The sequence below is a fragment of the Nocardia vermiculata NBRC 100427 genome (assembly GCF_001613265.1).
In the GTDB taxonomy this organism is placed as follows: domain Bacteria; phylum Actinomycetota; class Actinomycetes; order Mycobacteriales; family Mycobacteriaceae; genus Nocardia; species Nocardia vermiculata.
In genome coordinates, this window is record NZ_BDCA01000001.1 from 259,466 (window position 1) to 277,379 (window position 17,914).

General features: G+C 67.1%; 15 protein-coding genes. 8 read left to right on the top strand and 7 right to left on the bottom strand.

All coding sequences use genetic code 11. The features are described 5' to 3' along the window. Nucleotides 1–295 precede the first annotated feature (295 nt). Complete coding sequence (locus NV2_RS01205) at nucleotides 296–601, bottom strand: hypothetical protein (protein ID WP_067867891.1); 306 nt, start codon at nucleotides 599–601, stop codon at nucleotides 296–298. A gap of 319 nt (nucleotides 602–920) precedes the next feature. On the opposite strand from NV2_RS01205, the gene NV2_RS01210 reads away from it, so the two are divergent. Together NV2_RS01210 and NV2_RS01215 are read left to right on the top strand one after the other, a co-directional pair. Beyond that, complete coding sequence (locus tag NV2_RS01210) at nucleotides 921–1,670, top strand: helix-turn-helix domain-containing protein (RefSeq protein ID WP_067867895.1); 750 nt, start codon at nucleotides 921–923, stop codon at nucleotides 1,668–1,670. Between the two features lie 27 nt (nucleotides 1,671–1,697). Continuing rightward, nucleotides 1,698–2,189, top strand: coding sequence for a hypothetical protein (locus NV2_RS01215; protein ID WP_067867897.1), 492 nt, complete (start codon nucleotides 1,698–1,700; stop codon nucleotides 2,187–2,189). 16 nt (nucleotides 2,190–2,205) lie between these two features. Here NV2_RS01215 and NV2_RS01220 read toward each other — a convergent pair whose 3' ends face one another. Beyond that, nucleotides 2,206–2,373, bottom strand: coding sequence for a hypothetical protein (locus tag NV2_RS01220; RefSeq protein WP_157102697.1), 168 nt, complete (start codon nucleotides 2,371–2,373; stop codon nucleotides 2,206–2,208). Between the two features lie 175 nt (nucleotides 2,374–2,548). Here NV2_RS01220 and NV2_RS01225 point away from each other — a divergent pair, with 175 nt between their 5' ends. The 6 genes from NV2_RS01225 to NV2_RS01250 all read left to right on the top strand — a co-directional run bounded on the left by NV2_RS01225 (nucleotide 2,549) and on the right by NV2_RS01250 (nucleotide 8,430). Beyond that, nucleotides 2,549–3,460 (top strand): oxygenase MpaB family protein, encoded by a 912-nt coding sequence (locus tag NV2_RS01225; RefSeq protein ID WP_067867902.1) that lies wholly within the window; start codon nucleotides 2,549–2,551, stop codon nucleotides 3,458–3,460. Between the two features lie 68 nt (nucleotides 3,461–3,528). After that, nucleotides 3,529–5,208 (top strand): CocE/NonD family hydrolase, encoded by a 1,680-nt coding sequence (locus NV2_RS01230; protein ID WP_067867905.1) that lies wholly within the window; start codon nucleotides 3,529–3,531, stop codon nucleotides 5,206–5,208. Further along, complete coding sequence (locus NV2_RS01235; RefSeq protein WP_067867909.1) at nucleotides 5,205–6,563, top strand: M20/M25/M40 family metallo-hydrolase; 1,359 nt, start codon at nucleotides 5,205–5,207, stop codon at nucleotides 6,561–6,563. The genes NV2_RS01230 and NV2_RS01235 overlap by 4 nt, the downstream gene beginning before the upstream one ends. A gap of 37 nt (nucleotides 6,564–6,600) precedes the next feature. Next, on the top strand, nucleotides 6,601–7,008 hold the full coding sequence (locus NV2_RS01240; protein WP_067867912.1) for a DUF3224 domain-containing protein: 408 nt from the start codon (nucleotides 6,601–6,603) through the stop codon (nucleotides 7,006–7,008). 107 nt (nucleotides 7,009–7,115) lie between these two features. Beyond that, the gene (locus NV2_RS01245; RefSeq protein WP_067867915.1) at nucleotides 7,116–7,952 is read left to right on the top strand and encodes an alpha/beta hydrolase; all 837 of its coding nucleotides are present in this window, start codon (nucleotides 7,116–7,118) and stop codon (nucleotides 7,950–7,952) included. Nucleotides 7,953–7,962: 10 nt separating this feature from the next. Continuing rightward, on the top strand, nucleotides 7,963–8,430 hold the full coding sequence (locus NV2_RS01250; protein ID WP_067867918.1) for a 6,7-dimethyl-8-ribityllumazine synthase: 468 nt from the start codon (nucleotides 7,963–7,965) through the stop codon (nucleotides 8,428–8,430). 50 nt (nucleotides 8,431–8,480) lie between these two features. On the opposite strand, the gene NV2_RS01255 is transcribed toward NV2_RS01250, so the two are convergent. The 5 genes from NV2_RS01255 to NV2_RS01275 form a co-directional block, all read right to left on the bottom strand. Continuing rightward, entirely contained in the window at nucleotides 8,481–9,962 is a 1,482-nt protein-coding gene (locus NV2_RS01255; RefSeq protein WP_245662383.1) for a neutral zinc metallopeptidase, read from the bottom strand. Between the two features lie 168 nt (nucleotides 9,963–10,130). Next, nucleotides 10,131–11,504 carry a bifunctional lysylphosphatidylglycerol flippase/synthetase MprF gene (locus tag NV2_RS01260; RefSeq protein WP_067867922.1) on the bottom strand — a complete coding sequence of 458 codons (1,374 nt, stop codon included), beginning with the start codon at nucleotides 11,502–11,504 and terminating at the stop codon, nucleotides 10,131–10,133. 228 nt (nucleotides 11,505–11,732) lie between these two features. Beyond that, nucleotides 11,733–14,741: a bifunctional [glutamine synthetase] adenylyltransferase/[glutamine synthetase]-adenylyl-L-tyrosine phosphorylase gene (locus tag NV2_RS01265; protein WP_067867925.1), complete on the bottom strand. Its 3,009-nt coding sequence runs from the start codon at nucleotides 14,739–14,741 to the stop codon at nucleotides 11,733–11,735. Between the two features lie 77 nt (nucleotides 14,742–14,818). Then, entirely contained in the window at nucleotides 14,819–16,156 is a 1,338-nt protein-coding gene (gene glnA, locus NV2_RS01270; protein ID WP_067867928.1) for a type I glutamate--ammonia ligase, read from the bottom strand. Nucleotides 16,157–16,230: 74 nt separating this feature from the next. Then, nucleotides 16,231–17,781: an alpha/beta hydrolase gene (locus NV2_RS01275; RefSeq protein WP_067867931.1), complete on the bottom strand. Its 1,551-nt coding sequence runs from the start codon at nucleotides 17,779–17,781 to the stop codon at nucleotides 16,231–16,233. Nucleotides 17,782–17,914 lie beyond the last annotated feature (133 nt).

Genomic DNA, 17,914 nt, shown 5'->3' on the forward strand with positions numbered 1-17,914 from the left:
CCGCCCTGGAGAAAGCCGCTCCGGGTACGCAGGAAGTACGCAGTACTCCTATTCACTCCCCTATTCATGCCAACGCAAGCAACGCACAATCCCCCGGTCAGAGCCATGACGTTAGCGCGTGTCTGAAACAGCAAACGCCAGGTATTAATCCGAGCTGTGCTACGACGTGTAAGTCGTTGTGAGGCCAGCCGATCTCACGAAGCTCCGGTCGACGCCGACCGGGGCTTCGCCCATCTCTGGGGTAACAACAAACAGGTGTTCTGAGCCGGCCCAGTACGAACACGAGCACTTCGTCTCACTGCGGTCTCGACCCACCCGCCCATCGCGCGAACGACAGACGTGGTGTCACCGTTTCGACGTCGGCAACGCACATCACCGCGTGCAGGGTAAGGATCCCGATGTGAGCGGTACCAGGCGTGATCACTGCCTCGGCTCCCGCCGCGCGTGCCTGGTCGGCCAGTGGTATCCGGCTCGATTCCCGCGGCCATACCAGGCGGTACCCGAGATGGCGGGCGAGGCGCCGTACCTGTGCCACCTCCCAGTCGAGAGCCTCCGATTCCGGATGCACCCAACCGAGTGCGACCGGATGGTCGCCGATCACCGGCGGCTTCCCGGACGATCACGCCGACCACCTGTCTCCGCGCGCGGCGAGTCGACACTTTCCTCTCGCAAGGGCCATGCCACCACGGCCACAGTGAACAAGACCAAACCGACGACCAACAGGACCAGCAACCACATCAGGCACACCCTCCGTCGTTCCGATAGAGAGGCCGCCGGGGACGACTCTTCGGCTTTCGACCCCAGCGCCGGAATACCACCTCAGCTTCGACCGGAGCGGCTTGTTGAAGCGACGACGAAAGCGGCGTCAATCGGTACCCAAATAGGGCGACATTTAGGCGTCATTCACGTACTGTGAGCGCATGGCTACGCCGAACGCCGCCTTGCGTGCCGCCCGCACGGCACGACTCCTCAGCCAGGACGACCTCGCCCGCGCACTGCGCGAAGTGGGATGCCTGAGCGCCACCAAACGGCTCGTCCAACGGTGGGAATCCGGAGCGACGGTCAACCCACGCCCTTCGCACGCCAGAGCACTCGAGCAGGTGATGCGGCTGCCTATCGAAAGCCTCGGCTTCGGCGCAGTCATGGCAGGCCGAAGCCTTTCGGGTGATGGCACCGCCGGCCACGAGGTTGAATCGACGATCGGGGACGTTCCACAGGATCGCCATCCCGGCGCCGCTACGCCACAACCGAGTTCCGGTACCTACTCCGGGATTTGGCTGTCGCGGTACGAATTCTTCTCTTCGGGGCGAGATCAAACATTCACCTCGTCGCACTACGTCGTGTTGCTACAGCACGGCGACCGCCTCACCGTACGGAGTCTTCCGAAATCGGCAGCGGGCACGCTCGAGCTCGATTTGGCTCTCGACGGCCATATCGCGACCGGCACCTGGTCGGAGGTGACCGCGCCGAGCGGCTATTACAAGGGCGCACGGTACTTCGGTGCGATCCAACTACTCTCGGAGCTGACCGCCACCCGTTTGGCGGGAAAATGGGTGGGTTTCGGGAAGAACTTCGATGTGAACGTCGGGCCGTGGGAGCTGAGTCTTCAGGACCGTTCGACATCGAAAGCTACGATCGAGGCATACGATCGCCCATCCGAGCGCAGGTAGCGCTGTCATCGGCATTCGAGGACTGCGATGAGATTCCCCCTCGGCGCCCGGCTGCGGCCGGACCGGCGGAGTGTCGCCGCGAGCGCCCTACCGCTGCTGTCCGCCGCACTTGTCGTGTCGGCCGGGTGCGGCACCGGTGATCCACCGCCGCCGACATCGCTGACCGCACAACTCGGCACCGAGTTCACGGCGGTGGTCGGAAGTACTGCTCATCTCGACGACGACCGCTTGATGGTGTTGGTGCGTCAGGTCTCCGACGACAGCCGGTGCCCGCAGGACGTGGAGTGTGTATGGCCGGGTGACGCGACCGTGGCGCTCCAGGTGACGGTCGGCGACAGCCCCTCCGAGCACGCCTTGCACACCTACGGCACCGACCGGAATGCGACGGAAGTGAGCGTCGACGGCTATCGGATCCAGCTGCGCGGGCTCACCCCGGGAGGACGCACCGGAGATACTCCACAGGAGGACTACCGCGTGCGGGTGCTCACCACACGCGACGTACCGGGCTCCGTGCGGTGAACCGACCCGGCCGTGCTCACCAGTGCGGGTGGCTGCCCAGCGATGCCGTGTACACGGCCGGATGCGCGTGTGCGGCGTCGAGGTTGCGGCGTTCCTGAAAGGTCAGGGCGTGGCGGGCCATGGCGCGGTGGAGATAGGTGCGCAGACTGTGCAGCGGTGAGGGGTGGGTGTGGACGTGAACCATGACCGGCTCCTCCTTCCTGACCTCGGATGGGTGAGAGAACACCAGTCTTGCACCGTCGGGCCGGTTTTTCAGCTGCATCTCGTGGTTGTGGGCGCGTCCTTGCCAACCTTTCGACATAATGAGATGATTCGCACATAATCTTCTCATCGTGTCGAGGGGTCAAAGGAGATCACGAATGACCGCGTCAGTCGCCAGCGTCGAGCACACCGACAAACACCCCGCGCCCCGGCAGCCGATCACGCCCGGGATGCGCATGTGGGATCAGGTCGGGTTGATCACCTTCTCCCTGACCGCCGGTTCGGCATTCCTGCTGCAGACCATGGAGCCGACCATCTCCGCGGTCGTCGACGAGCACTCCACCTTCCGCACCGACCCGATGGGTCGGGCAATGCGCAGCCTCGCCGCCGTGATGACCTGGACCTACGGCGGTGATGAGGCCGTCGCCGAGGCCGACCGGCTGCGTCATATGCACGCCACGCTCAACACTGTCGACGAACACGGCAAGCGGCATTCGGCACTGGCCTCTGGTCCGTGGGCCTGGGTGCTGCACACCGGCACCTTCGCGTTCACCGAGGGGTCGAAGTACTTCACCACGGCGGAACTCACCTACGCGGAGAAGGAGCTGTACTACCAGGAAGTGGTACAGCTGCAGCGGATGTTCTCGGTGGCGCCCAAGGAGATTCCGGCGACCTACGCCGAGTTCGAAGCCTTCTTCGCCGACACCGTGGAAAACCACCTGGTCGCCACCGACACCGCGCGGGACTACCTGAAGACCATCCGCCACGTCGGAGCGCCGAAATCGCTGCCCAAGCCACTGCTTCCGCTGTGGAAGCTCGCGGCGTCGCCGCTCGGGCGCATGCAGTATTTCTGCACCGTCGGCACCACCCCGGAGCCCGCGCGTCGCAAGCTCGGACTCACCTGGACCGCGGAGGACGAGCGCAAGCTGCGCCGGCTGGGCTGGGTGATCGCGCGGGTCACACCGCTGCTGCCGGAGCGGATCCGCTATTTCCCGATCGCCTACGAGGCGCGCAAACTCGAACGTGACCGCGCGCGGCTGCGTAAGGTGCTCGACCTGCGGCCGATGTGATCGCCTGAATTTCGCGACCCCGGTTCTGCGGGCTGGACGAACGCCCGCGCACGAACCATAGTCCTAGGGTGCTCGAGTATCCCTCGCCCCGCGCACGGCGCGTCCTCACGCGTCTGCTGTGCGGGCTCGTCCTGCTGATCGCCGCGGCGGTGCCGGTCACCGCGACCGCCGCACCGCCGCCGGCGTATCAGTGGCGCCAGGAATTCCTCACCACCCCGGACGGGGTGCGTCTGCATGCCGATATCCTGCGTCCGGCCGGAATGGCTGATGACGTGCGCACACCCGTGATCATGACCGTGAGCCCGTACCGCAACCATCTGGCGTTCCTGACCGAGGTCTATCCGGAGGGCGGTCCCTCGACGCGCGACCTGTATCCGGAACTGTTCCTCGATGCCGGATACACGTATGTGATCGTGGATCTGCGCGGTTTCGGTGGCTCCAGCGGCTGCCCGGACTTCGGCGGGCCCGGTGAGCAGAGCGATGTGCGCACCGCGGTGGAATGGGCTGCCGCGCAACCGTGGTCGACCGGACGCGTCGGACTCACCGGGACCTCCTACGAGGCCTGGACCGGAATCATGGGCCTGGCCACCCGGCCCGAGGGGCTGGCGGCAGTGGCCGCATTCGAACCCGACGTGGACCCCTACAGCTATCTGTACATGGACGGCATCTCGTGGAAGTTCTCCGGTAAACCGGTCACCGAGGACGGTATCCGGCCGGCTGAGATGGCTGGTTTCGAACATCTGCTCATCTCCTCGACGCCGGGGCATCCGGCCGATTCCGCGGAATACCGGGCCAATGCGGCACGACTGCCCGCGGAATGCGCCGAGCCGTACCTGTCGGGGCTGCTCGACCACGACCGGGACAACCAGTTCTGGAACGACCGTGACCTGGTCGAGCGGGTCCGGGGCAGTGATATCCCGCTGTTTCTGGGCCAGGGCTTCCTGGACTACAACACCCGCGCCTACCGCGTCGTCGACCTGTGGAAGAACCACAATCTGCCCGAGGACAAGGCGTGGTTCGGTCAGTGGGGGCATCAGAACTGCCACGAGAAATGCGGCACACCGCAATTCGACAGCGAGCTGCTGGGGTTCTTCGACAAGTATGTCGCACAGCGCGACGTGACGGTGCCCGGGCCGCGGGTCACCGTCGGCACTCCGGACGCCCGCTGGCGCAGCGAGAAGTCCTGGCCACCCGCCGATTCCGCGATGGTGGCCATGCCGGTACACCCCGGTGAGTACACCGATCGCGGGGTGGTTCCCGGGCCCGACCGCGAGTACTGGACGCTGTCGCAGCCGTTGCCGGCGGATCAGCATCTGTCCGGCGTCCCCACTGTCGCACTGAATCTGGACGGCCCACCGAATGCCGCGGTGGCCGCCGAACTCTACGATGTCGCTCCCGACGGCCACGCGACGGTCGTCACCGTGGGAATCACCCCGGTCACCGAGTCCGCGACCATCCGGATGCTGGCCCAGGACTGGACCGTGCCGGCCGGACATCGGATCGGGGTGCGGATCACCGATGTGCTCGACACGGTGTGGGCGCATGTACCGGCCAACGCCCGAGTGCGCGTGCTGTCGGGGACCGCACAGCTGCCGCTGCTGACCCGCACCCGCGATTTCGATCTCACCGGCGGTACCAGCGAGGCTCTCGGCAAGTGGATGGCCCGCCACGCCACCACACTCTCGCCGGAGGTATTGCGCGCTCCGGCTGTGCAGGTGGGCTTCCCGGATCGCGGAGGCGATCGATGACGCCGGGCGGACCGGCTCCGGCCGATGTCGACGATGCCACCGCGCAACGCCTTGCCACGGCGCTGCGGTGCATCACCGTGACCCGCGACGAGGCCGACCCGGATGTGGTCGAATTCGACCGGCTGGCAACTCATCTCGAGCAGAGCTACCCGCTCGTGCACCGCCACCTGGAGCTGGAGCGGTTCGGCCACGGGCGGCTGTATCGCTGGGCGGGAACCGACCCCGGCACGGCGGCGATTCTGCTCGCCCACCAGGATGTGGTGCCGGTCGACGACGAGCAGGGCTGGACTCATCCTCCGTTCGCGGGCGTGGTCGACGACGAGTTCATCTGGGGGCGCGGCGCGATCGACGACAAGAGCCGGATGACGGCGATCCTGGAAGCCGCCGAAGCGCTGCTGGCCTCCGGCCACCGGCCGCGCCGCACGCTGTATTTCGCGTTCGGCCACGACGAGGAGATTTTCGGGCGTGCCGGTGCCGCCCGGATGGCCGCCCGGCTGCGTGAACTCGAGGTGTATGCGGATCTGCTGCTCGACGAGGGCGGAGTCGTCACCGACGGCGTCGCAGACGGCGCCACGACACCCGTCGCCACCGTGATGCTCGGTGAAAAAGGATGGGCCACAGTGCGGTTGACGACCACCGACACCGGTGGTCACTCCTCGATGCCGGGGCGTGAGACCGCGGTAGGGCGGATCGCGCGGGCCGTCGCCCGGCTCCAGGACCACCCGATGCCGCTGCGGTTGACGCCGGTGATCGCGGATATGCTCGCGCGACTGCGACCCACGATGAGCCAACCACGCCGGTCGGCGCTGCGGTTGGCGCCGGTGGCGAGCGGGGTGGTCACCCGGATGATGGCGGCCCGTCCGCAGACCGAGGCACTGGTCCGGACCACCACCGCACCCACGGTGATCCACGGTGGCGTGAAGGCCAATGTGCTGCCGCAGCGGGCCGAGGCGCTGGTGAATTTCCGTATCCTGCCCGGCGATTCGGTTCGCGGCGTACTCGACCACTGCCGCCGCGTGGTGAACGACCCCCGGGTCTCGGTGGAGACGGTGGGGGCATGCTCGGAGCCCTCCGACATCACCGGCCCGGGGCCCGTCTTCGAGGTGATCGCCGAGATCACCCGCGCGCTGGTTCCCGCGGCCGTGGTGACGACGGGCATCGTGCCGGGTGCCACCGATTCGCGCTATTACGACGGTCTGGCCGCCACCCGGTGCAATTTCGCACCGATTCTGGTCGACGCCGCGGATCTGGATCGTATTCACGGCACCGACGAGCGGCTCTCGCGCGCCAACTATGCCCGGCTCATCGAGTTCAACCGCAGAATTCTGGCGCACTTCACCGAGGCCGGTGGCTGATGCCGGGAATGCCGGGGTCCGCGGCTAGGCTCAGCCCGTGCGAGCTACAGCAACGTTCTCCGTCAAATCCTTCGTCGCCACCGACGTCCTTCCCGATCCGGACATCCCGACCGCGACGCCCGTCGGAATCGCCCGGCTGGAAAAGCATTTCGAGGGTGAGGCCGTAGGGCGGGCAGCGACCCTGTTCACCTCCGCGTTCGATCAGCTCACGGGGGTCGGCACATATGTGGCGATGGAATCGTTCGAGGGCTCGCTCAACGGGCTCGCGGGCACCTTCAACTTCGCGCATTCGGCGACCACCTCCGGCAGCGACCGCACCGCCGAATTCTTCACGATCGTGCCGACCAGCGGCACCGGTGAGCTGAGCGAGATCACCGGCACCGGCGGGATGGCCGTCGACGCGGACGGCACTCACCGGATCTGGTTCGACTACGAACTGGGCTGAGCGGCTCCGGTCGGGCATACCGCGACACGACCGAGCCGCGGTATGTCACCGCAGCGGACTGTCGTTAGGCGACAATGGTCGGCGCGGAGGGTGGACGGAGGTCGGCGATGACAGGCGATACCGGTGTACTCGACACCGCGCACGGAGAGGTCTTCTGGCGGGCCTGGCTGCCCGAGCAGCCGCCACGGGCGATCGTGGTGCTGGTGCACGGAGTCGCAGAACACTCCGGCCGCTACGACCGGGTCGGGAAAATGCTCGCCGACAAGGGCTTCGCGGTCTACGCCGATGACCACCTCGGCCACGGACGCTCGGCGGGAGCACCGGCCAATATCGAATCGATCGACGTCGCCGCCGACACCGTGGAGCGCATGCTCGCTCTCGCGAGCACGCGCTTTCCACATCTCCCACGTTTCGTGGTCGGGCACAGCATGGGAGCGTCGATCACGCTGTATCTGGCCACCCGGGCGCCCCTGGACGTCGCCGGGATCGCGGTATCCGGTCCGGCGCTGGTGTTCGACGACGCCAATCCCGTGCAGCGCCTGCTGGCCCCGGCTCTGAGCCGGTGGACGCCGAACCTCGGTGTGTTGCAGCTGGATTCGAGCGGGCTGAGCCGGGATCCGGAGGTGGTGCGCGCCTACGAACAGGATCCGCTGGTCCACCGCGGCAAACTCCCGGCCCGGACCGCCGCCGAGATCCTGCGCGGCGCCCGTCACGTCCTCGGGCATCTCGACGCGCTGCACGTGCCGACACTGATCATGCACGGTGGCTCCGATTCCGTCACCGACCCGGCCTCCACCGATCGGGTCGAGGCCGGGGCCACCGGGACCGAACTCACGGTGCGCCGCTACCCCGGCCTCTACCACGAGATCTTCAACGAACCCGAACGCGACGCCGTCCTCGCCGACCTGGTGCGCTGGTTGGAGGACCATATCGGCGGGCAGTAGCATCCGGGGAATGAGCAATACCGAGCAGGGGCGTATCGCGTTCGTCCGGGCCAGCTGGCACCGGTCCATCGTCTCGCAGGCGTACGAGGGTTTTCTCGCCGAGTACGGGGAGCAGGGACATGCGGCCGAGACGGTCGAGGTCTTCGATGTGCCCGGCGCGTTCGAGATCCCCCTGCACGCCCAGCGACTGGCCCGCACCGGGCGCTATGCGGCGGTCGTGGCGGCGGCCCTGGTGGTCGACGGCGGCATCTACCGGCACGATTTCGTGGCCTCGGCCGTGGTCGACGGGCTGATGCGGGTGCAACTGGACACCGATGTGCCGGTGTTCTCGGTGGTACTGACTCCGCATCACTTCCATGAGCACACCGAGCACCTCGAGTACTTCACCAAGCATCTCTACGGCAAGGGAGCCGAAGCCGCACGGGCGGTCGCTGCGACGCTGAGCTCGCTGTACGCGCTCCCCGGAGAAGCAGGCTGATATGCCACCGGCGGCCGTGAGTCGAATACTGCCCACGGCCGCCGCATCGACTAGGTGTAGTTGGCCAGGCAGGCACCCTCACCGTCCAGGACACCGGTACGGAAAGCGTCGAGCCGCTGGTATCCGCTGGGAACCACCGCGCCGTCGGCATCACCGGCGGCCAGACCGTCTGCGAGCAGACCCGAGACGGCGGCGTCCAGATCACCCGCGGTCAGGCGCGGATCGCTGGCCGGATCGCTCAACTTCGTGGTGACCACGCCGGACAGGCAGGCGGTACGCAGGCCGGCCGATTCCGCACCGGTCAGCGACAGGTTCCGCTCTCGTTCCACCGCCAGCAGGTAGCGGGAGATGAATACGACATAGGCGTTGTAGTTACCGTCCACGACCGCCGAGAGTGGTTCGTCGGCACCGGGGAGATCTCCGGCCCGTTCGGCCAGTTCCGGAACATCGGTGCCGACGGTATTGGTCGCCGGACAGTACGAAACCGGTTCGACCGCCGTGTCGTTCGGGCAGTTCCGCACGATGCCCGAGTAATCGAGCCGGGGCGGTTCGGCCAGGGGATAGAGCCGCTGCAGTGCCGCGGCGACCACATTCAGCCCGTCGATGTCGACGCCCATCTGGTTTTCCTTGTCACCGGGTTCGAAGCTGGTCGGCAGCCCACCGCGGCGCTGCTCGATCTCCTTCTTGTCGATGGTCTTGCAGCCGTCGGTGCCGTCGGTCCAACCGATCTGCACCGCGGTGACCCGCTCGAATGCCGAACCGTGCACACTGTCCGGATCACCGGGGTCCTGATCGCGCACCGCCACTGCCGCACCGAGGACCCCGTTGAGCCCGTCGGTCGTGTTGAGCGTGAAATGCGCGGCACCACCTTCGGCCACATGCCGCAGGAACACACCGGCGAAGCAGTCGGCCTGCTGCTCCAGCACGATGCCCGGAGCGAAGAAGCCGTTGAGCTTGGCCTGAGCCTGCAGTGAATGGCCGTATTCGTGGGCCAGCACCATCACCACGGCCATATCGCCGTACTTGTCGGCAACCAGTGGCAACAGCCGGCCGCGGTCCCAGCCGATGGTCTTGTTGATCTTGCAGTAGGCCGCGTTCACCACGTGATAGGTGCTCGACAGGCAGAAACGGACCGCCTGTTCCCGGGGTGCGGCCGCATCCCAGGAGATGAACCGATCGACCGGGTCGAATGTGCCCGGGAAGAACTTGCCGTATTCACCCGTCCAGTACTCCTGCAGGTCCGACAGGGTATTGAGCGCGAGCCGATCCATCAGCCCGCCATCGCCGTTCTCCGCATGCAAGGGCGCGTCGGGCACACCCGGGCGGGGGCCGCTGGGCACCGAAGCGCTCGGTGCCGCGCCACTGAGGGCCCACGGATCGTCCTGGGTCGCGGCGACATCGTGCGCCACACCGGATTTCGTCTCGCCACCGCACCCGGTCAGCGCCACACCGAGCACCAGCAGCCCGGCCAGCGCCACCGCACGCACCGAGTACGCCCCGCGCATCGAGCGGCCTCGCCTGTTGCTTCTCATATCGAGTTGTCCTCCCCGAAGTTACTGTCGACGCCCGGACCGACGAAGATCCGGATTCCGCACAGCGGCTCCCCCCGTCTCCGAGCGCTCACATAGTAATCGGGTGACGTCGCGAACGTGCAACATCCGCAGCGGAATTCGAACGCCGCAGAATTCGAGCCCCGAGGTTCAGTCCTGCTTGCGGTGCGGGACGAACTCGAGGGTGAGCAGCGCGGCCGCGGTGAACACGATCTCGCGCCAGCGGATCAGCACGAACCGCTGATCGCCGAAGGAGTTGAATTTGCGCAGGAACCGGAACAGCGATTCCAGCCGGATCAGTGGATCCAGGGTCCGGGCCAGCACGTAGATCAGCTGCGCCGAGCGGGTCCGGTCCTTGTCGGCGAACAGTTCCGGGAAGGCCGCGAACGCCAGCGAGATCCGTCGCACGCCGCGCTCCCGGCCGTATTCGACGAGGTCGACGATCATCCGCTCGTCGAGGCCGTTGGGTGCGTCCTTGCGCCGCCACGGCACATCGAGGCTGAGTTCGCTGCCGTCGTTGGAGGAGCCGTAGCGCTGGAAGCCGGCGACCCGGCCGTCCCCGTCGCGTGCGATCACCACGAGCATGCCCGGATGTCTGCCGTCGAGCAGATGGTCCAGGATCATCGAGAAGCCGCGAGTCTGATGGCCCGTGCCCCATTCGTCGACGATCCCCAGCAAGGTGGCGCGCATCTCGGTGTCGAGGTCACGTTCGGCGATCACCTCGGTTTTCACGCCGAAGTTGCGGGTGCGGCTGGCCGCCTGACGCAGATTGCGGAATTTGCGGCCCACCATGTCGAAGGACCCGACATCCACCACGACGTCACGACCGATCGGAATGGCGTGCATGCCGTGGTGGTCGGCGGCCCGGCTGCGCCACAGCGCACTGACGTCCGGGCTCGCCCCCAGCACCGCGATGCGCCAGCCCTGTCCGGCGGCGAAATCGGAGAATTCCGAGATGAGCGTGCCGAATTCGGCACGGTTGCCGATCGGGTCACCGGCTACCACGGCAATGCCGAAGCGGGCGCGATATCCGATGGCCGCGCTGGAATCGCTGCCGAAGAAATAGGATTTGGCCGAGTGCAAGGCGAAGGGAGCCAGTGGGTCGTCCACCGTGCGGTCCACCAGTGCGGCGATGCGATGGCGCTGATCGGGCTGCGGGCGTGACCCCTGCGGCAACATCATGATCAGGCCGGTGGAGGCCAGGCAGAGGAACCCGATGGTGTGGTGATCGCCGCGGTAGGCGATATTCGACACCCCGAGCACGATCACGGCGACGGTGAAGTGCGGCAAGGTGATCGGGCGCCGCAGATGCAGCCCGCGCGCGATGAACAGACCCGACAGCGAGACCGCCACGAACCAGGCGTGGTCGACACCTTCCCTGGATGCGCGATCGGCATCGTAGAGCAGCACCACGCCGACCAGCAGCAACACAGCGATCAGCGGAACCCGTATCGCGCGCGTGGGACTGACCGCAGCATCCCGGTAGGTTCGGTAACCGGTTACGGCCGACTCGAGTTCTGCCATCTCACGTACTCCGATCCCGACTATTCGCGTATACCACCACAATATCCGGAACGCTCGTTCCGGCTCAGTGTCGGGTCCGCGATGTCCCACACAGCGACACCGATGTCCCATACAGCGACACCACTGTGCCGCGCGGCCGTAACCGACCACGCGGCATGCCTTTGTATCAACCGATATCGCGAGCAGAGTGTTCCCCGCAACACCTTTTCGGTTGCGGTTCGGCGTTGTCTACGCCCCGAAAACGCGCTCGACCACGGTCTTCGCCCGGCGCGTCACGCGCATGTAGTTGTCGAGGAATTCGCTGCCGTCGTCGGTGGGCCAGCCGGCCACGCGGGCGACGGCCGACAGCAGCGGTCCGGGGCCGGGGAGTTGGTCGTTGGGTTTACCACGCACCAGCACCAGCGCGTTGCGGGCCTTGGTGGCGGTGAGCCAGGCGTCGCGCAGCAGTTCCACGTCCTCGGCGTCTAGCAGTTTGCGCTGCTCGATCACCGCGAGACAGTCCAGTGTGGAGGTGTTGTGCAGCTCCGGCACCTCGTGGGCGTGCTGCAGTTGCAGCAACTGCACCGTCCACTCGATATCGGCGAGGCCGCCGCGCCCCAGCTTGGTGTGGGTGGCCGGATTCGCGCCGCGCGGGAGCCGCTCGGAGTCCACCCGGGCCTTGATCCGCCGGATTTCGCGCACCGCGTCCTCGGAGACACCACCCTTGGGGTAGCGGACCGGGTCGATGGAATGCAGGAAGCGCACGCCCAGGTCCTGATTGCCCGCAACCTGATGCGCGCGCAGCAGCGCCTGTACCTCCCAGGGCTGGGCCCACTGCTGGTAGTAGGCGCGGTAGGCGGACAGTGTGCGTACCAGGGCGCCGTTGCGGCCTTCGGGGCGCAGTCCGGTGTCGACCTGCAGTGGCGGGTCGGTGCTCGGGGCGCCCAGCAGTCGCTGTACCTGCTCGGCCACGCCGATCGCCCATTTCACCGCGACCGTCTCGTCCGCGCCGGGACGTGGATCGCAGACGAACAACACATCGGCGTCCGAGCCGTAGCCCAGTTCCAGCCCGCCCAGCCGGCCCATGCCGATCACCGCGATATCGGCCGGTGCGTCGGCATCGTGCTGAATCACCCAGGCACGGACGACGGCCTGCAGCGAGGCCTCGAGCACCGCAACCCACACCGAGGACAGCGCCCGGCACACCTGCGGGACCTCCAGAAGGCCGAGCACGTCGGCGGAGGCGATGCGGGCCAGCTCGTGGCGGCGCAGCGAGCGGGCGGTAGCAATGGCGCGACGAGGGTCCTCGTAGCGGGCAGCACCGGCGAGGGTGCTGGTGCGCACATCCTCGGCCTTGGGCTTGAGCAGCAGCGGACCGCTGGGACCGTCGGCGTACATCCGGATGGTTTCGGGAGCATTGATCAGCAGATCGGGCAGATAGGCCGAGGAGCCGAGCACGATCATCAGTCGCTGCGCGATCGCGCCCTCGTCACGCAGTTCGCGCAGGAACCAGATCTCATCGTCGAGAGCTTCCGAGACGCGGCGGTAGGCCAGCAGTCCGGCGTCGGGATTCGGTGTGTCGCCGAGCCATTCGAGCAGGGTGGGCAGCAGCAGCGCCTGAATCCGGCCCTTGCGCCCGACCTCACCGGTAAGGGCCTTCAGGTGCCCGAGGGCATTCTCCGGTGCGGCGTAACCGAGGGCGGCGAGCTGTCGTACCGCGGCCTCGGGGCTCAGCCGCAGTGCCGCGGCATCGAGGCGGGCGACCGATTCCAGCAGCGGGCGGTAGAACAGCTTGGCGTGCAGCCGCCGCACCCGCAGCGTGTTGCGTTTGATCTCGCTGCGCAGTACACCCAGCGCGTCGTGGCGGCCGTCGGGACGCATGTGGGCGGCGCGCGCCAGCCAGCGCAGACCCTCCTCGTCGTCGGCGGCGGGCAGGGTGTGGGTGCGCTTGAGGCGCTGCAACTGCAGCCGGTGTTCGAGCAGCCGCAGGAATTCGTAGGAGGCGGTGAGGTTGGCGGCGTCGTCGCGCCCCACGTAGCCGCGATCGGCAAGTGCGGTCAGCGCCTCCACGGTGCCCTGCACGTGCAGTGCTTCGTCGACCTTGCCGTGCACCAATTGCAGGAGCTGGACGGCGAATTCGACGTCTCGCAGGCTGCCGTGGCCCAGTTTCAGTTCGCGCTCGCGCATCTCGGCGGGCACCAGATCCTCGACCCGGCGCCGCATCGCCTGCACATCGGTGACGAAATCCGGGCGCTCGGAGGCGGTCCAGACCATGGGGGTGAGCGCCGCACTGTACTGGGCGCCGAGTTCCAGATCGCCGGTGGCGGGGCGGTTCTTCAGCAGCGCCTGGAACTCCCAGGTGCGGGCCCAGCGCTTGTAGTAGGTGAGGTGGGAATCCAGGGTACGTACCAGCGCACCGGCCTTTCCTTCCGGCCGCAGTGCCGCGTCGACGTCGAAGAATGCGGTGCTCGCGACGCCCATCATCTCCGCGGCCAGCCGGGTGGCGGTGGTGTCGGCAGGTTCGGCGACGAATACGACATCCACGTCGGAGACGTAATTCAGTTCGCACGCACCGCATTTGCCCATCGCGATCACTGCCAGGCGCACCGGTACCGGCTCGTCGGGACAGATCCGGGCCACCGCCACCGACAGCGCCACGGTGAGCGCCGAATCCGCGAGGTCGGTGAGATGCTGCCCCACCTGGCGGTACGGCAGCACCGGCTCGTTCTCGACAGTGGCGGCCAGATCGTGGGCGGCCAGCAACATCAACTGATCGCGGTATCGCTTGCGCAGTTTCGCCACGACCTCCGGTCCGGCGTCGGCCGCCCGGTACAGCATCTCGGTGGCGTGGGGCCCGGTCTCGGGCACCGCACCCACCACGGCGAGCAGATCGTCGAGTATGTCGCGACGACTCGGCAGGTCTCGGCGCAGCAGTTGCCAGCCGGTCGGATCGGCGACCAGATGGTCGGCGAACGCGCTCGACGAACCGATCAGCGCGAACAGCCTGCCGCGCAACGGAATATCGGTGCGCAGCGCGGAATCCAGCACGTCCCACTGCGGCCCCAGCACCTCCCGCAAGCGGATCAGCGTGAGCAGCGCCAGATCGGCGTCCGGGGCGCGCGACAATGCCCACAACAGCGCGACGCTGTCCACATTGTCCCAAGCGAGCTCCCGTAGCGATGCGGCTGCCGTCGGCTCCAGCAATCCCAGCCGACCGGCGCCGGGCACTGCGGGACGTGCAGTCGGTGGCCGGACCATGATGTCAAACTACCCCTGTGCGGGCCGGAACTCGGCAGAGACCGGCTGATCGACGGAAAGCGTGCTGCCCCAGGCGATCACAGTGTCAGGTACTCGTCCAGTTCCCACTGGGTGACCTGGGCTCGGTAGGTGGCCCATTCACGGCGTTTGTTACGCAGGAAGAAGTCGAAAACATGCTCGCCGAGCGTCTCGGCGACCAGCTCCGACCGTTCCATCGCCTTGAGCGCCTCGTCCAGGGTCGAGGGCAACTCACGGAAGCCCATCGCACGGCGCTCCGCGGTGGTCAGCGACCACACGTCGTCCTCGGCCTCGGCGGGCAGGGTGTACCCCTTCTCGACCCCGCGCAGCCCGGCGGCCAGCAGCACCGCGAACGACAGATACGGGTTGCAGGCCGAATCAGGGCTGCGGATCTCGACCCGGCGCGAGGACTGCTTGTTGGGCGTGTACATCGGCACCCGGACCAGCGCGGAACGGTTCGACCGGCCCCAGGACGCGGCCGTCGGCGCTTCACCGCCGTGGATCAACCGCTTGTAGGAGTTCACCCACTGGTTGGTGACGGCGCTGATCTCGTTGGCGTGCTCGAGGATCCCGGCGATGAACGCGCGCGCGGTCTCGGACAGGTTGTTCGGATCGTCGGCATCGGCGAAGGCGTTGTGCTCACCCTCGAACAGGCTCATGTGGGTGTGCATGGCCGAACCGGGATATTCGGCGAAGGGCTTGGGCATGAACGATGCGCGCACGCCCTCGTCGATCGCCACTTCCTTGATGAGATAGCGGAAGGTCATCACATTGTCGGCCATCGACAGCGCATCGGCGTAGCGCAGGTCGATCTCCTGCTGGCCGGGTGCGCCCTCGTGATGGCTGAACTCCACCGAGATGCCCATCGACTCCAGCGCGTCGATGGCGTGGCGGCGGAAGTTGGGCGCGGCATCGTGCACGGCCTGATCGAAGAAGCCACCGTTGTCCGCGGACAACGGCCGGCCGTCCTTCAGTTCCTTGCGGATCAGGAAGAACTCGATCTCGGGATGCACATAGCAGCTGAAACCGAGGTCACCGGCCTTGTTCAACTGCCGGCGCAGCACATGCCGCGGATCCGCCCAGGACGGCGAGCCGTCGGGCATCGCGATATCGCAGAACATGCGCGCCGAATGCTGATGCCCCTTACTCGTGGACCACGGCAGCACCTGGAAGGTCGACGGATCGGGTTTGGCGACCATATCGGCCTCCGAGACCCGGGAGAAGCCCTCGATGGCCGAGCCGTCGAATCCGATGCCCTCCTCGAAGGCACCCTCGAGCTCGGCCGGGGCGATCGCCACGGACTTCAGGTAGCCCAGGACGTCGGTGAACCAGAGCCGCACGAAACGGATATCCCGCTCCTCGAGCGTCCGCAGCACGAATTCCTTCTGGCGATCCATACGCGCGAGCGTAGGACACCTGCGGTTAAATCCGTGTTACATCGTGCAACAAATGCCGGTCCGCCTGTGTGGCGTCAGCCGCAGGTGAGCCCGTCCGGCGGGGTCCTGAGGTCGGTGAGATAGGCGATGACGGCGTCGTCGACGCACGGCTCCCCCGCCGACAGGAACGCGGTGTGCCGGTTTCCCTTGTTCGTGATCAGCGCCGCGCCCAGTTGATTCGCCAGATCCACACCCGCCTGATACGGGGTGGCCGGATCGGCAGTGGTGGAGACGACGACCGTCTTCGGCAACCCCGGCGCGTACACCTCGTGCGGGGAGCCGCTGTTGGGTACCGGCCAGAACGCGCACATCTCGAGCGGGGCCTGCCCGGTCGCGTGACCGTCGTCGAGGAAGGGCGCGGCCTTGCGGAATTCCGCGTCCTGTTCGTTGGTCTTCTTACGATCCTTCTCGGCCGGATCGTCGACGCAGTGGATGGCCATGAATGCGGCCTGGGAATTGTCGTAGCTGCCGTCCTCGGAGCGGCCATCGTACATATCGGCCAAGCGCAGCAGGATATCGCCCTGCCCCTGGGTGAGCTGGGCCAATCCGGCACTCAGCACATTCCAGCCGGACTCGTCGTAGAGCGAGTTCTGCACGCCGGTCACCGCGTCGCCGTAGGTCAGGGGACGCCCGTCGCGGGTCTGCGCCGGATGGTCCCACAGCGGGTTGACCAGCTCGCGGAAGCGGTTCACCGCCTGGCTCGGATCCGATCCGAGCGGGCAGTCCGGTTGGCCGGTGCACGAGGCGGCATAGGCATCGAAGACCTTCTGGAATCCGGCTGCCTGCTGGATCGACTCCTGGTCCGGATCGGCGGTGGGGTCCAAGGCACCGTCGAGCACCATCGCCCGCACCTTGTCCGGGAACTTCTCGGCGTAGGTGTAGCCGAGACGGGTGCCGTAGGAGTAGCCGACGTAGTTGAGTTTCTCGTCCCCCAGTGCGGCGCGGATGACGTCCATGTCCTGCACCACCTCGCGGGTGCCCACATGCGCCAGGAATTCGTTGCCGGTCTTCTCCGTACAGTTCGACGCGAAGTCCTTGCTGTCCTGTTCGGCGGCGGCGATACCGGCCGGGGTGTAGTCGGTCGGCGGCTCCGCACGGTCGGCATCCCACTGCTGCGCGGTGAAGCATTCGATCAGCGGTCTGGATCCGCCGATGCCACGCGGGTCGAAGCCGATGCGGTCGAACCGTTGCGCGAGCGGTGTGCCCTGCCCCTGTCCGGCCATCCACAGCCCGGACTGACCGGGGCCGCCCGGATTGAACAGCAGGGAGCCGATCCGCTTGCCGGTCGCCCGTTGGCGCGAGATCGCGATCTGCGCGGTCTCCCCCTCGGGCTTGTCGTAGTCGATCGGGACCGAGATGTGGGCACATTCGGTGCCTTGCGGGAAGCGCGTCCCCGGATCGGCGAACCCCTCACAACCACCCCACTGCGGGACCTGTTCGTAGTACTTCTGCAGGGCCGCCGTACTCGGCGGGGACGGTCGCGGGGCAGGACGGTTGTTCGACGTCGACGAGCAGGCGGCGGCCACACAGACGAGGGCCAGCACGGCGGCTAAGCGACCGGAGCGCGACAAGGGCATGCGCGCCATCCTTCCATCCCGCGTTGTACCCCTCAGCGGTGTCCGCGGCGGCTCCGTGGTTACGCAGACTGCCTCCTCGGGCTGCGTGTGACGAATCCCATCCCCGCCACGGCTTAAAAGCGCCCGCGCACGGGTGGCAGAC

Bases quoted from the DNA above. Each gene is read 5' to 3' on its own strand.
- NV2_RS01210 (WP_067867895.1), top strand. From the start codon at position 921: ATGGCTACGCCGAACGCCGCCTTGCGTGCCGCCCGCACGGCACGACTC.
- NV2_RS01215 (WP_067867897.1), top strand. From the start codon at position 1,698: ATGAGATTCCCCCTCGGCGCCCGGCTGCGGCCGGACCGGCGGAGTGTC.
- NV2_RS01220 (WP_157102697.1), bottom strand. From the start codon at position 2,373: ATGGTTCACGTCCACACCCACCCCTCACCGCTGCACAGTCTGCGCACC.
- NV2_RS01225 (WP_067867902.1), top strand. From the start codon at position 2,549: ATGACCGCGTCAGTCGCCAGCGTCGAGCACACCGACAAACACCCCGCG.
- NV2_RS01235 (WP_067867909.1), top strand. From the start codon at position 5,205: ATGACGCCGGGCGGACCGGCTCCGGCCGATGTCGACGATGCCACCGCG.
- NV2_RS01245 (WP_067867915.1), top strand. From the start codon at position 7,116: ATGACAGGCGATACCGGTGTACTCGACACCGCGCACGGAGAGGTCTTC.
- NV2_RS01250 (WP_067867918.1), top strand. From the start codon at position 7,963: ATGAGCAATACCGAGCAGGGGCGTATCGCGTTCGTCCGGGCCAGCTGG.
- NV2_RS01255 (WP_245662383.1), bottom strand. From the start codon at position 9,962: ATGAGAAGCAACAGGCGAGGCCGCTCGATGCGCGGGGCGTACTCGGTG.
- NV2_RS01260 (WP_067867922.1), bottom strand. From the start codon at position 11,504: ATGGCAGAACTCGAGTCGGCCGTAACCGGTTACCGAACCTACCGGGAT.
- NV2_RS01265 (WP_067867925.1), bottom strand. From the start codon at position 14,741: ATGGTCCGGCCACCGACTGCACGTCCCGCAGTGCCCGGCGCCGGTCGG.
- glnA (WP_067867928.1), bottom strand. From the start codon at position 16,156: ATGGATCGCCAGAAGGAATTCGTGCTGCGGACGCTCGAGGAGCGGGAT.
- NV2_RS01275 (WP_067867931.1), bottom strand. From the start codon at position 17,781: ATGGCGCGCATGCCCTTGTCGCGCTCCGGTCGCTTAGCCGCCGTGCTG.